Origin of the sequence: Enterococcus sp. 3C7_DIV0644, assembly GCF_002141235.1 — a bacterium.
In the GTDB taxonomy this organism is placed as follows: domain Bacteria; phylum Bacillota; class Bacilli; order Lactobacillales; family Enterococcaceae; genus Enterococcus_D; species Enterococcus_D entomosocium.
The window spans coordinates 3166715-3180838 of the sequence record NZ_NGLK01000001.1 but is presented as its reverse complement, the minus strand read 5'-3'; the positions used below and the strand labels follow the sequence as shown (position 1 = coordinate 3180838).

Annotated in this window: 12 protein-coding genes and 1 riboswitch; of the genes, 6 read left to right on the top strand and 6 right to left on the bottom strand. The window is 42.9% G+C overall.

From position 1 onward, the window contains the following. Positions 1-15: 15 nt before the first annotated feature. Positions 16-3144, bottom strand: a complete 3129-nt coding sequence (locus A5877_RS14940; protein WP_016613243.1) for an SbcC/MukB-like Walker B domain-containing protein — start codon at positions 3142-3144, stop codon at positions 16-18. Between the two features lie 2 nt (positions 3145-3146). Then, positions 3147-4268 (bottom strand): exonuclease SbcCD subunit D, encoded by a 1122-nt coding sequence (locus tag A5877_RS14935; RefSeq protein ID WP_005236763.1) that lies wholly within the window; start codon positions 4266-4268, stop codon positions 3147-3149. A gap of 254 nt (positions 4269-4522) precedes the next feature. On the opposite strand from A5877_RS14935, the gene anmK reads away from it, so the two are divergent. The 3 genes from anmK (at position 4523) to A5877_RS14920 (ending at position 8210) form a co-directional block, all read left to right on the top strand. Next, positions 4523-5683, top strand: a complete 1161-nt coding sequence (gene anmK, locus A5877_RS14930) for an anhydro-N-acetylmuramic acid kinase AnmK (protein WP_086299588.1) — start codon at positions 4523-4525, stop codon at positions 5681-5683. Positions 5684-5704: 21 nt separating this feature from the next. Next, positions 5705-7000, top strand: a complete 1296-nt coding sequence (locus A5877_RS14925; protein WP_008379718.1) for a PTS sugar transporter subunit IIC — start codon at positions 5705-5707, stop codon at positions 6998-7000. A 118-nt stretch (positions 7001-7118) separates the two neighbouring features. Further along, complete coding sequence (locus A5877_RS14920; protein WP_086317070.1) at positions 7119-8210, top strand: DUF871 domain-containing protein; 1092 nt, start codon at positions 7119-7121, stop codon at positions 8208-8210. Between the two features lie 53 nt (positions 8211-8263). Here A5877_RS14920 and A5877_RS14915 read toward each other — a convergent pair whose 3' ends face one another. Continuing rightward, complete coding sequence (locus tag A5877_RS14915; protein ID WP_005229679.1) at positions 8264-8899, bottom strand: 1-acyl-sn-glycerol-3-phosphate acyltransferase; 636 nt, start codon at positions 8897-8899, stop codon at positions 8264-8266. Positions 8900-9036: 137 nt separating this feature from the next. On the opposite strand from A5877_RS14915, the gene A5877_RS14910 reads away from it, so the two are divergent. Together A5877_RS14910 and A5877_RS14905 are read left to right on the top strand one after the other, a co-directional pair. Continuing rightward, positions 9037-9771, top strand: coding sequence for a tRNA1(Val) (adenine(37)-N6)-methyltransferase (locus A5877_RS14910; RefSeq protein ID WP_005236774.1), 735 nt, complete (start codon positions 9037-9039; stop codon positions 9769-9771). Continuing rightward, positions 9761-10039 carry a GIY-YIG nuclease family protein gene (locus tag A5877_RS14905; protein WP_005236776.1) on the top strand — a complete coding sequence of 93 codons (279 nt, stop codon included), beginning with the start codon at positions 9761-9763 and terminating at the stop codon, positions 10037-10039. The genes A5877_RS14910 and A5877_RS14905 overlap by 11 nt, the downstream gene beginning before the upstream one ends. An 83-nt stretch (positions 10040-10122) precedes the next feature. Here A5877_RS14905 and A5877_RS14900 read toward each other — a convergent pair whose 3' ends face one another. Further along, positions 10123-10815, bottom strand: coding sequence for a hypothetical protein (locus A5877_RS14900; protein ID WP_008379712.1), 693 nt, complete (start codon positions 10813-10815; stop codon positions 10123-10125). A 231-nt stretch (positions 10816-11046) separates the two neighbouring features. After that, a riboswitch (Fluoride riboswitch) is annotated at positions 11047-11119 on the top strand. Between the two features lie 94 nt (positions 11120-11213). On the opposite strand from A5877_RS14900, the gene A5877_RS14895 reads away from it, so the two are divergent. After that, a complete protein-coding gene (locus tag A5877_RS14895) occupies positions 11214-12425 on the top strand; it encodes a chloride channel protein (RefSeq protein ID WP_086299712.1) in 1212 nt (403 codons plus the stop codon). Positions 12426-12487: 62 nt separating this feature from the next. Here the strand turns inward: A5877_RS14895 and efp are convergent, their stop codons facing one another. Together efp and A5877_RS14885 are read right to left on the bottom strand one after the other, a co-directional pair. Continuing rightward, a complete protein-coding gene (gene efp, locus A5877_RS14890; RefSeq protein WP_005229668.1) occupies positions 12488-13048 on the bottom strand; it encodes an elongation factor P in 561 nt (186 codons plus the stop codon). A gap of 74 nt (positions 13049-13122) precedes the next feature. Further along, positions 13123-14082 carry a cation diffusion facilitator family transporter gene (locus A5877_RS14885; protein WP_005236780.1) on the bottom strand — a complete coding sequence of 320 codons (960 nt, stop codon included), beginning with the start codon at positions 14080-14082 and terminating at the stop codon, positions 13123-13125. Positions 14083-14124: the final 42 nt, after the last annotated feature.

Here is a 14124-nt window from a genome sequence, read left to right as displayed (position 1 = left end):
AGAGCCCTCCTCTCCTTATTCTTTTATTCGGATCCGGCTTTGCCCGCTGCCGTTGGTTTCTACGAAAACTTGCTGCAGGATCCTTGCCCGCAGTTCTCGAACATGACTGATGATCCCAATCATGCGCCCTTCATTTTCGATCATTTCTAATGCTTCCATCGCCATTTCCAATGATTCTTCATCAAGCGAGCCAAACCCTTCATCGATGAAAAGTGCTTCGATCTCAATCCCGCCAGCTCGTTGCTGGATCACATCTGCTAAAGAGATTGCTAACGCTAAGGCTGCAATAAAGCTTTCACCGCCTGACAGTGTATGTGCTCTTCTGACTTGACCGGCATTATCGTCATAGATGTCAATTTCTAAGCCTGTTGAGCTTCGATAGCTACCAACTTTATCCGCTAATTCAAATTGATAGCGGCCACGGGTCAAACGGGACAAGCGTTCATTGGCGACTTCTAAGATCTCCGTCAAAAATTGTTGCAACACATACCGTTCCAAGCTGGTTTTCTTCGTGTTTTCGCCATTGATGGTTTCTGCCAACTGTTGAAGTTGGCCTAATTGGGCAAGTTCTTCTACATTTTTCTGATAAATGACTTGCAACTCGTCAAATAACCGTTGATTGCTGTTGACCTTCTCCTGTTTGCGAACCGTTTCTTGCTGTAATTTCTCCATCACAGTCTGCAACTGAAGGTAGGTCGTTTCCAATTGGATTAAATCCATTGTCGCCTGCTCTTTTAATTGGGTATCTAGCAATATCAGACGCTGTTGAACAAACGCCGTTTCTTGCTCATAGGTTTTGATTTCTTCTGTCAGAAGGGTTGTTTGAGGAGCTTGGGCAATCAATTCCCGCATTGCTTCTTCAGTCATCGCTGCTTCTTGCAATCGTTGCATCAGCCGTTGTTCTGCTTTCGCCTTGGCGGCTTGCTTTTCTTCGAAAAATTGTTGTACATTCTTCAACTTCTCTGAAAGGATCGCTTGCTGCTCTTTGATCTGTGCTTCTTGCCGGGCATCCGCCTCGATTTGTTGCGTATATTCCCTTAGTAAAAGATGAATTGACGCTAAATCGGCTTGTAGTTGTTGGTAAGTAGCACCACCAAGTTGTTCTTGCAAAGAGGCCAATTTTCCTGCCGCAAGTTGGCGCGCTTCCTCGGCCTTTTTTGCTTGCTCACTGACTTGCTGATAGGATTCATCTAACTTTGTCAATTGCCCCTTTACTGCCTGATATGTTTTTTGCGCTGCTTCGTAAGAGGAGGCTTTTTGCTGATTGATAGATTGTCGTTTTTTTAATTCCTGTGCAATCGTTTCTTCAGTAAGCTTCTCTTGCGTTTCGAAAGGCTGTAACCTAGCGTATGCCTGCTGAACGTCGTTCCAAGCAGCAGCCGCTTGCTTTTCCGCCGAAACGCTTGTCGCTTGCCATTCATTGATCCGCAATAACGCTTGTTCTTGAAGCGTTTGATTTGCCGATACCTGCTGTTGGACTATCGTCAATTTTTCTTGCATTTGCTCAAGTCTTTGCTCACTCGCAAGAATGTCCTCAATGGGATAGGTCGTATGCTCCTGTGCATTCGGATGATCCAATGATCCACACACGGGACAAGGTTCATTTTCTTCCAATAAAAGACGAAGCCGCGCAATTTGCATCCGAGCATTTTGACTGGTTTCTTGTTTTAGCGTTTTTTGCAGCTCTAGCAAAGATGTTTCTAGTTGCTGTTTTTCAAGGACCAAATCCGAATGAATTTGTTGTTGTTCCCCTGTTTTTTGCTCTGCTTCACGAACCAGTGCCTTTGCTTGCTGCCATTTTTCAATTAGCAATTGTGTTTCAGCTAGTTTTAATGCTTCTGTTTGAAATGTTCTTAACGTTTCAATTTTTTCTACCAGTTGCTGCTCTTGTGTTTTGGTGTTAGCAAGCACTTGAGTAATTTTGGTCAATTTGCTCGTTTGCTGCTGTGCTGCTTTTTCCTGCTGTGCCACTTCTTCTCGCTGCTTTTCTGTGCGTTGCGCCAATGGAATCTGCTGCTGGATCTGTTGGCTTCTTTGATTGGCAGCTTCATGCTTTTTCTTAGTCTCTTCGATCAACGGTCTTTGTTCTTGCCAGCTTACTTGTTGCCGCTGAACATCTTGCAACAGCTGCTTCGTTTCGTCGATTTGCTGTGCTGCTTGCTGCGCTTCATTTACGCGTTCTTCTTTTTGCTGCATGATTTCTTGATGTTCAAGCGCCCACACAAGTTGAGTCAATCGTGCTTTTTTTTGATCGATCTCGTTTTTTTGGGCATTCAACAGTTGTGCTTTTTCTTGTAGTTCTTGCCATTCGATCCGAGCATTTTCGATTTCTTTTGCACGGTAAAAGGCATCTTGCGCAGCTTTCATTTCTTGCGTTGCCTGGTCTTTTCTCTGCAATAACTTTTGAAGTTGAATCTGTTGTTTCTCTAAATCTTGCGCCCATAAAGTCAGACATTCCGCAACCGTTAAAACTTCTTGCACTTCTTCCCATTCAAAACGCTCCATGATCTGCGAAGCGACTAGTTGCTGATGTTCAAGCTTTCTACTTTGTGCTTTGACTTGCTCTTTTAGCCATTCATTAAATTGCTGGTACATTTCTGTACCAAATAGATTTCGTAAAACCCGTTCTTTCTCGTTACTACTGGCAATCAGAAAATTACGAAATTCTCCTTGCGGCAACATCATGATTTGAAAAAACTGTTTTGCATCCAGCTGCAGCAGATCCTTGATAAACGCATCAACTTCTGTCCGTTTACTGATCTGCTTTTTCTCTTTGCCATCGGCGTCAAAAATCGTCAATTGAACTTTTGCCGTTTGGTTAGTGACACCGTCACCACGTTTTTTTGCTAACGTCTGTTCCGGTTTCCGTTGGATCTGGTAGGTAAAACGCTGATGTTCAAAAGTAAACGTGACGCTGGTCTCTTCGGTTGGTGAAGCAAACATCGATCGCATTTCTTTGCCTGAGCGCAGATTCCCCGATGTTTCACCGAACAAGGCAAACGTCATTCCATCGAAAATCGTCGTTTTTCCTGCACCAGTTTTGCCGCTGATCAAAAACAACCCGCCAGCTTGCAGCTGACTAAAATCCAATTTTTCATCAATGAATGGACCAAAATTTTTCATTTGTAAAGACTTCGGTTGCATGACTATTCCCTCTTTTCCACGACAAATGCTTCATTTAATCCTTGTTCGATCCATTTGGTTTGTGAATCGAGCAATGAATCTCCCGTCATTTCTTGAAAAAAATGACTGATCAAGGTCTGCGGGTCGGTTTCTCGTGTCGTTAGCTGTCTTTTTTTCGTCTGTTCTCGTCCATTCAACCGTTCGACAGACAAAATAAATGGATAGATTTTTCGCAACTGATTCATCATATTTGGAATCACAGCACGATCCGTCAGCAGAAAATGCCAAAACGCCTCACGATCCAGATCACGGTAAAAAACCGGATCGATCAACTCCTCAAAGGACGCCGTCAGCTGCTGGATATCCCTTTTTGGTGTCAGTGGAATAAATTCATTGGTATCTTTTACGGTATCAATAAGATAGATCCCTTTTTGGTTCGTCCGTTCAGAAAGGGAAAATTTCAGTGGTGAGCCGCTGTACCCGATCTTTGGGTGTTTGAGAGCCGTATTGGCATGTAAATGGCCTAAAACAACCCGATCAAAAGGCGCAAAAGCGGTGGTCGGTACGCTGTCCAATCCGCCAACTTGAATTTTTGTTTCTGAATCTGTTTGGCTAGAACCCGCCACAAAAAAATGGGTCACTAGCACTTGCTTTTTGGACGAGTCAAAGTTCTTGGTCATCTCCTCAATGACTCTTTGGACACTATCAGAAATCTTCATTAATGGTTCATCAAAAAACAAGCGGGCCTCGATGGGTTCGAAATACGGTAGTAAAAAGAATTGTGTATCGTCAAACTCAACCGGGTGCAAACTTTGTTCGATGCTGGTGGACAGGTAAAAGCGTGTTTGTTGAAACCACTGACTGCCGGTTTCTAAACGAGTTGGACTATCATGATTTCCTGAGATAGCCAATAATGGCAGTTCATTCGTTAAATTGATTTCAGCGATTTTTTCATTTAGTAATTTGACTGCATCAACAGCAGGAACCGAACGATCATAAAGGTCCCCCGCAATGACGATGGCATCGACCTTTTCTGCTCTTGCTAGCGCTATGATTTGATCAATGATTGCTCGTTGGTCTTCCAGCAGATCATAGCCATGTAGTTTTTTTCCGATGTGCCAATCAGCTGTATGTATAAAGCGCATTTCTTCACCTTCTTAAAAAATATCCTTCCAATCATTATACCACTTTCCCTGATCGTTAGACATCTCTCTTCCAGCGAAATTTCATTTACCACCCATTTTTGATAAAAATAGCGAACACCTAACATCATTATGTTGAAATGTTTTTTCAATTATAAATTTATATCTTGAAATATAATTACACTTCATTTACAATGAGTGTGAAATCGAATTCAACAATCGCTTTCATCACTATTCTAAAAGAAAGGAGAAACGATATGCTTGCAATAGGACTCATGTCAGGAACCAGTTTGGATGGAATCGACGCTGCTTTAGTAAAAATCAACGGCTGCGGTATCGAAACTGACGTCCAGCTGATGGAAATGCTCACACTGCCCATTGATGAAGAATTGAAGGAACGAATAAAAACTGCTTGTGATCCGGTGGAATCAAATGTTCCCCTCATCTGCCAATTAAATACTGAATTAGGGTATCAATTTTTGAAAGCGTGTCAAATCCTCTGCCAAAAAGCCGGTATTGAAGAAAAAAGCATTGATTTTGTTGCCAGCCACGGACAAACGATCTGGCACTCCCCCGATGCTGATCCAGCGAAAAACAGCACCTTGCAAATTGGCGAACCTTCGATTATTGCTTATGGCTTACAAACGAAAGTCGTCGCCGATTTCCGAGTGATGGATATGGCTGCTGGCGGGCAAGGAGCGCCCCTTGTACCTTATACGGACTATCTGCTCTATCAATCAAACGATAAAAATCGTTTATTGCAAAATATTGGCGGCATCGGCAACGTTACGGTTCTGCCTAAAAATGGTGGCTTAAGCGAATTATATGCTTTTGATACAGGTCCAGGAAACATGGTCATCGATGAACTAATGGTTCAGCTATTCGGTCAGCCTTATGATGCGTTTGGCGAAACAGCCCGAGCGGGAGCAATTATACCCACCTTGCAAAAGGAATTAAGAACTCATTTTTATTTGTCCCAGCAACCGCCGAAAAGCACTGGACGTGAACAATTTGGCAAACATTTTGTGCAGCAGCTAATGACCGAATATCCCCAAGTAGCATCGGAAGACTTGGTGAGGACTTTAACCGATTTCACCGCATTTTCCATTGCTGACAGTTACCAAAGGTTCATTTTCCCTCAGTTGGGAACAAATGATATTGAAGTGATTCTTTCAGGTGGTGGCGCCCATAACCATCTGCTGATTGAGATGATCAAAGGCTATTTACCCGAAACAGTAGCCGTTGTAACACAAGATGACATTGGCGGTTCGAACGATGCCAAAGAAGCGGTGGCTTTCGCCATCTTAGGAAATGAAACCCTTCACAGCCGTGTCAACAATGCCCCTGCAGCAACCGGGGCAGCCCAAGGCGTGATTTTAGGAAAAATCATTTCGAATCCATGGGAAACAAAAATGTAAAACATCTTAGGAGGATAAACCATGTTAGATAAATTCACTCAGTTCATCGAACGCCATCTGGCAGGACCGATGGAAAAACTTGGCAGCCAGCGTCATTTGCGAGCGGTTCGTGACGGGATCGTTTCAACATTGCCATTGATTATCGTCAGTTCGTTCTTTATGATTTTAGCCTTTCCACCGCTGCCTCAAAGTTGGGGCATCTATCAATTCTTGTCTAGCAATGCCACAACCATCTTATTGCCTTATCGAATGACGATGTACATTATGAGCTTGTATGCTGCATTCGGGATCGGATACAGTCTTTCTCGCTCTTATAAGCTTGATGGTCTTTCGGGCGGGATCTTAGCAACGACCGCCTTCTTACTGACCTTCACCCCGGTCAATATCCCAGCAGAAGCGTTGGATGCAGCTGGAACGGTCGGTTTTGTCTTGCCAATGGCCAATTTAGGGAGTGCTGGTATGTTCGTGGCGATCATCACCTCGATTCTTGCCGTTGAAATCTATCGGTTAACGGACAAATCGAAATTTAAAATCACGATGCCAGAACAAGTCCCACCTGCAGTCGCTCGCTCTTTTGAAGCCTTGACTCCCACTTTAGTGATCATTTTAGGAATGGGCGCGATCACTTACTATATCGGTTTTGACTGGCACACGATCGTGGCAAAAGTGGTCGATCCTTTAGTCAGTGCCGCAGATACCTTGCCAAGTGTGCTTTTGATCACCTTCTTGACGACCTTCTTCTGGTCATTCGGGATCCATGGTGCTTCTATCGTTGGTTCACTGGCTCGTCCATTATGGTTACAGTTGTTAGAAGGAAATACAACAGCGCTTGCATCGGGAGATATGATTCCCAATATTGCAGCCGAACCATTTTATCAATGGTTCATCTGGATTGGTGGGGCTGGTTCAACGATTGGTTTGGCTATTTTGTTAGCTTTTCGCACAAAATCGGAATTCGGTTCCAAACTAGGAAAAACAGCCTTAATTCCAGCTATTTTCAACATCAACGAACCACTGATTTTCGGTACACCGATCGTCTTGAATCCAATCTTGATCCCACCATTCATCATTGCGCCTTTAATCAATGGTGTCATTGCATGGGTCGCCACCTCAGCAGGTTTAGTCAATGCCGTCACGGTCAATGCCCCTTGGACATTGCCTGGACCAATTGGTGCTTTCTTAGCGACTGGCGGCGATTGGCGTGCGATCGTGCTGAATGTTCTTTTGATTCTTTTATCGATTCTGATCTATTACCCATTCGTAAAAATCTATGACAAAAACGAATTGGAAAAAGAAAATCAACCAGTCACACAATAATTTGTTGATAAAGGTCGGACGAAGCACCCATCAAGACAATCGGAAGAAGCGCTCCACAGCAGCATTTTTCGATACTAAGAGGTGCTTCGTACGATTTTTTTAGAAAGAGGGAAAACCATTGAAACGAGAAATTGGCCTTTCGATTTACCCCGACCATAGCGATCCTTTACTGGATCAAGACTATTTAAAAAAAGCTGCTGCCCTTGGTTACTCTCGCTTATTTATGAGTATGCTAGAAGTCAGTGAAGGCAAAGAGATCGTCAGAAAAAAATTCTCTTCGATTATCGGGTTTGCCAAGAACCTTGGGTTTGAAACGATTTTAGATATTTCCCCAGCTGTTTTTAGTGATCTGGCGATCTCTTATGACGATCTAAGCTTCTTTGCAGAATTAGGTGCGGACGGTATCCGCTTGGATCAAGGGTTTGATGGCAGCAAAGAAGCCCAACTGACCTTCAATCCATTCGGCTTGGCGATTGAATTAAACATGAGTAATGATGTGAACTATTTAGAAAATATCCTTTCTTATCAAGCCAATAAACCTTTTTTATATGGCTGTCACAATTTTTACCCCCAACGAGGCACAGGCTTAACGGAGGCTTTTTTCCGCAACTGCAGTCAACGTTTTAAAAAATATGGGTTGAAAACAGCCGCCTTCATCACTAGTCAATCAGCCAAAATTGGCCCTTGGGAAGTCAATGATGGCCTGCCAACCTTAGAATCTTGTCGCGATTTACCTTTGGCGTTGCAAGGAAAGCTGCTTTTTGCTTCTGGGTTGATCGATACGGTGATTATTGGCAATGCCTATGCGTCGGATGCAGAACTGAAAGCTCTGGCGGCGATCGATCGCTACAAACTGACCTTTGGCGTTTCCGTAGAAGCAGAAGCCAGCGAAATCGAACGGAGGATATTAGCTGAAACCAATCATTTTCGTCGCGGTGACAGTAATGCGTTAGTCGCTCGTTCCACACAATCACGGGTGAAATACCGTCCCATCGAAAACCTCCCTCATACAAACCAAGAACCGTTTGCTTATGGGGACATCGTTATCGGCAATGATACCTTTGGTCAGTACAAAAACGAATTGCAGATCGTTTTGACCCCTCACCAAGACGCCCGAAAAAACAAAGTCGGTGCTATCCCAAAAGAGGAGTTGCCTTTGTTGGAATATTTGAAACCATGGACCAAATTTGCTTTCGAATTGTTGGATTAAATCATTAGAAAAAAGCCGCTGATCACAAAAGGATCAACGGCTTTTATTAGGTATTAATCTTCTCTTTTGGACTCATCGATTTGATAAACAAATGACGGATCGATCGCTTGATCCAGTGTGTCAAATGCACCTTGGATGCGCCGTTCCACTTCCGCCAAGCCCTCTTTGTCCATCTTTTTGATGTCACTGATATCGATTGGCTCCCCAAAACGGACAGTCACTCGCTTGCGTTTAAATAAATCCTTTAATGTCAGCGGTCCTTGATAAACAGAGGGAACGATCTTGACTTTGGCCATTTTCGCGATCAACGCCATGCCACCTTTTAAGGCCGTTGCATGTCTCGTACCACTTGGGAACATGATCAAGCTAAGATCGGTTTCCTTCAAGATTTTGACTGGCGTCTTTACCGCGCTCGGTCCTGGCTTGTCCCGTTTGACTGGAAAAGCATTGGCATGAATCAAAATGAACCGTAAAATCGGGTTTTTGAACAGCTCTTCTTTCGCCATAAAACTGAATTTCTTTGGCCGAGCAGCCACTGCTAGGTACAATGGATCCCACCAGGTTCGGTGAGGAGCCACTAAAATATAGTTTTCATTTTTAGGTAAAACCTCTTTGTTTTGATAACGAGCATTGCCGTTGATCAAAAATAATACTACGCGAACCACACCGCGCATAAAGCGAAAAAACATACTCATTTTCCTTTCTATTTCTCTCCTATTCAAGTATGCAAAAAAACGGTTTAAATGACAAGCCTTTTTTAGCGTTTCCCATTATTCTTAATCGTAGTATAATACATTGAAATGAATTTAGAACAGGAGTATGCTTCATGTTGCAACCGAACGAACGCATTGACCAATTGTATGCCGATGACATCAAGATTATTCAGAGTTCCGAAGTTTTTTCTTTTTCATTAGATGCTGTCTTATTAGCCAATTACGCTAGAGTACCAAAAAGAGGTGTGATCGTTGACCTTTGTGCAGGGAATGGCGCAGTCGGTTTATTTATCAGCAGAAAAACGACTGCTCATATTTATCAGGTCGAATTGCAGGAACGCTTAGCGGATATGGCGCAGCGCAGTATCGAATTAAATGACTTGCAAGAACAGCTGACGGTCTATCCTATGGATTTGAAGAATCTCTTTCAAAAAATCAAACCTGATTCCGTCGATCTTTTGGTCTGCAATCCGCCTTACTTTAAAAATATACCGACGGCGATCAAAAACCCGAATCCCTATTTAGCGATCGCCCGGCACGAGATCACCACAAATTTAGATGAAGTGATCCAAACCGCCAGTAAAGCGTTAAAAATGAATGGAAGGTTTGCGATGGTTCATCGCCCGGATCGCTTTCTCGATATTTTGGACCATATGCGCACCCATCGAATCGCGCCAAAACGAGTCCGCTTCGTCTATCCGAAAGTAGGCAAAGAGGCCAATATTTTATTGATTGAAGGAATCAAGGATGGTAAGGCGGAAGGGTTTAAAATTGATTCTCCTCTCATTACCTATGATGAAACGGGCTCTTATAGTCCAGAAGTGAAGGCGATGCTCTATGGCTGCTGACAACCATTACTTTTATGTCTTACGTTGCAACGACCAATCCTTTTACGGCGGCTATACTACCGATTTGAGTCGCCGCTTATTAGAGCATAACAAAGGCATCGGGGCAAAATATACCCGTCCCGCTAGTCGCAGACCCTTGCAAATGATCCATGCGGAAAGCTTTTCCACTCGTAGTAAAGCCACTCAAGCAGAAGCCGCCTTCAAAAAATTGCCTCGCAAAAAGAAAGAGGACTACCTGATCAGTCATAGGAAAAGCAATGTTCTCTGACCAAGCATGCAAAAAACTACCTGCGCACGGAAGTTTCCTTCTTGAGGGAGCTTTCTTTCGTGACTTAGGTAGTTTTTTTATCGTTATTCATTCCTATTCGGTAACGCCCATTGGGTTTGACTTTTCCCAAATTCTTTCGGGATCACAGAATCAACGGATTGATATTCGAGGGTTTCTTGGGACTTTGGAATCGTGATTGCCGTTAAATAGTTGTTGGTTTCGGAATAGAAACCAATTGTTTCAAAGGAAGGATCAGTCAAATGATATTGAACCCCCTGCAGTTTAGCAGTTGTTTCCTCATCCACAAAAGTCGGTTGATAGCGAGCATAGTAAACCTGGGCGCCCATTTTAAAATATACGGAGTTATGAGCAGAACCAAGAAATTCAATCTCCCGTTCCACCGGTATTGCTTGATAGATTCCTAAAGTTTCAATCGCTTCATTGCTTTGGATGCGCTGATAAATTGCTGTAGTATCAGATTCGTAATATTTATAGCCTAGAAACATCTTTTCGCGATCTCGGATATTCGGTGTGATCAGCGCATTATACGTTTTGAATTCACCATACACTTGATCCCCAATAAAAAAACCTAATAGACACGTAACGACTATGCCGCCAAGCAATAGCGTCACTTTTGGGTTGCGGTTTTCTCGATAAAGCAGAACCATCAGGAACCCTAATAACGCAATCAGACCAACTACCATGAGAATTGGTAGGATCACATAATAAAAACGCTCACTTTGCAGCCATTTTTCGCTCGTCATAAATGCAACCATTTTTTATTCCTCTTCGATTCCTCACTACTCACTGTCTTACCTTTGGTCAAACAGTAGAAGGATCGTCCTTTCATCCCTTTTCATGCCAATTATCCTCAAGGCGCTCAATTCCCATATAAGTTCTTATGAGATTAATTTTACCATAACTATGTAGAAAAGATAAGTGTTAGATGAATTGCTTTTCACAACAAACATCCATTGACAAAAGGAGGGTTTTATCAGATAATATTAATGCTAATCGGGAATGAATGTCTCCCTCAGTTCTTACTGAAACCGCAATTTTGCTAATGACTTCTACCACTTTTTTTAGTGTGTAGCAGTCATTTTTTTATTTTCACTAGGTCGTCGTATTTGCAGGAGCATTGTTCCTATATTCTTTTTAAAGGATCGTGATAGAAATGATGAAACAAAAAACAACTAATTGGGAACTGACTGCTTTAGGTGTGGTCAGTCTGGTTATTGGCGTATTCGCTGGAGCCGTCGACACCTTCTTTGGGAAGATCCTACTTTCCTTAAGCGCCTTTCGTGATAGTCATTTTTTGCCCTTGATTCTCTTTTTACCCATTATCGGCATTTGTTTTACTTACCTGTTCCAAAAGTACGGTGACCGAAGTCCTCAGGGAATGAATTTAGTGTTTTTAGTCGGACATGAAGAAGAAAAAGACATTCCGTTGCGCTTGATTCCTTTTGTAATGGTGGGAACCTGGCTGACGCATTTATTTGGAGGAAGCGCTGGCAGAGAAGGGGTTGCGGTTCAGTTAGGTGCCACCATCGCCAATCGCTTAGGAAAATGGCTGCGACTAGAAAAGTACGCCAGCACCCTGATCATGATTGGGATGGCTGCGGGATTTGCTGGTTTATTTGAAACCCCGATCGCTGCGACGTTCTTCGCACTGGAGGTACTTGTCATCGGTAAATTCAGTCATCATGCACTCTTACCAACTTTGCTGGCTGCTTTCACCGCTAGTACGACTTCTCAATTGTTAGGATTAGAAAAATTTAGTTTTGCTTTGTCACCGTCCCCCGATTTGACTTTGGCTGTTTTTCTGAAATTACTTTTGATTGGCTTAATATTTGGTATTGTTGGTGGCAGCTTTGCGGGATTATTAGAAACGATGAAACGGATCATGAAACGACGCTTTCCTCATCCTCTCTGGCGCATTGGCATCGGTTCACTCGTGCTAGTCTTACTTTTTGTCCTTTTGTATCATGGTCGTTATTCAGGTTTAGGAACGAATTTGATCAGCGCTAGTTTCACGAATCAACCAATCTATTCTTATGACTGGCTGCTTAAGATGGTGTTAACTGTACTGACTATCAGTATTGGTTTTTTGGGCGGAGAAGTCACCCCTTTGTTTGCGATCGGCGCCTCTTTGGGCGTCGTGCTGGCACCGCTCTTCGGACTGCCTATCGAACTGGTGGCAGCCCTAGGCTATGCCAGTGTCTTTGGCAGTGCTACTAGCACTTTATTTGCACCGATCTTTATCGGTGGGGAAGTCTTTGGCTTTGAAAATCTGCCCTTGTTTGTGATCGTCTGCTCCGTCGCCTACTTTATCAGTAAACCCTATAGTATTTATCCCTTACAAAAATCATTGGCAGACGGGAAATGATTCACTTTTGATCCCTCCTCCAGAGCAAAAGAAAAAACCGCGAACAAGTCGCGGTTTTTTTCTTATTTCGCACGTTTTAAGTAGGTACCTTCAGCTGTATTGATTTCTAGCATTTCGCCTTCTTCAACAAAGTCAGGAACATTGACAACTAAGCCAGTTTCCATCGTTGCTGGCTTGCCTGAACCAGTCACAGTCGCCCCTTTGATCGACGGCTGTGTTTCAACAACCTTTAAGATTACGCTTGATGGTAGTTGAACGCCGATTACTTCGCTGCCGAAGAATTGGATTTTTACTTCCATGTTTTCAAGAATAAATTTCATTTCTTCTTCTACCACTTCAACTGGAATTTCATATTGTTCATACGTTTCCAGATCCATGAAGAATGCTGTATCATCCATTGTGTATAGATATTGTACAGCTTTCGTATCAATATGCGCTTTTTCAAATTTTTCTTCTGGACGGAAGGTTGTATCATAAGTCGAACCAGTCCGAACGTCCCGTAATTTCATACGCATAACCGTATTTCCCTTACCTGGTTTGTGATGGCTAGCATCTAATACTTTGATAAGTTTGCCGTCTTGAACGAATGTCATTCCAGCTCTTAAGTCACTTGCATTGATCATAATTTTGAAATCTCCTTCACTATGTGATAATCCTTGTCTATTGTATCAAAAAAAGCTGCTTTATTCTAGCTAAATCAGTGGGAAGGTCGCACAAGTTTACGGCGTTTCTCCATATAGTGAGGGTCATACTCATCTGTCTCAATATAAATATAGACTTTTTTATCTGCCATCTGGTGTCGAATCTCGGCTTCAATCTCATTAATGATCTCATAGCCGACCTCTTCTTGTTTCGAGGCAATATCAACTTTTGCCGCAATCAAAATTTCTGATGGTCCTAAATGCACCGTTTTAACATCAATCAAGCGATCAACATCTGGCCGTTCAAATGCTCTTTTGATCACTGCTAGATCCCGTTTTGTGACACTTTCGCCAATCAGTAGACTGTAAAATTCGCGGGCTAAGAAAATGGCTGCTACCATCAATAAAAGACCAATCAATAAACCACTGAAGGCATCAAAAAATGCGTTACCCGTAATCATGGTTAAAATCGTACCAAATAGTGCGATCATTAGGCCGATCATTGCACAAAAGTCTTCTGTGAAAATGATCAGAATCTCACTATGCCGACTTTCTTTCAAAAAACGATAGATTGGTTGACGTTCCACATTCAGTTCGCGGATCTCCTTGATCGCGATCCACAACGAACTTCCTTCAACGATCATCCCGAAAATCAAAATAGCGATCACCAACCAAGCGTTACCAACTTCATGGGCAGGATGCAGCAGCTTTTCTACCGCTTCCATCACACCGAGTGCGCCCCCACCAAAGAAGAGCATCATCGCAACGATCGTGCTAAAAAAATATTTCGCCCGACCTTCTCCAAACTGATGCAGTTCACTTTGGCCCTTTGTTGCCCGTTTATCCCCGATCAATAAAAAGATTTGATTGCTACAATCCACGACACTATGAATGCTTTCATTCAACATGGCTGCACTGCCACTTAGTGCATAACCGACAAACTTACTAATAGCCACCAAAATATTTGAGATCAGGGCAGCGATGACCGCCATCATACCATTTGCTTTCTTTTCCACACCTTACGCTTCCTCTCATCAATAAATTCCCTGTCTTTTACT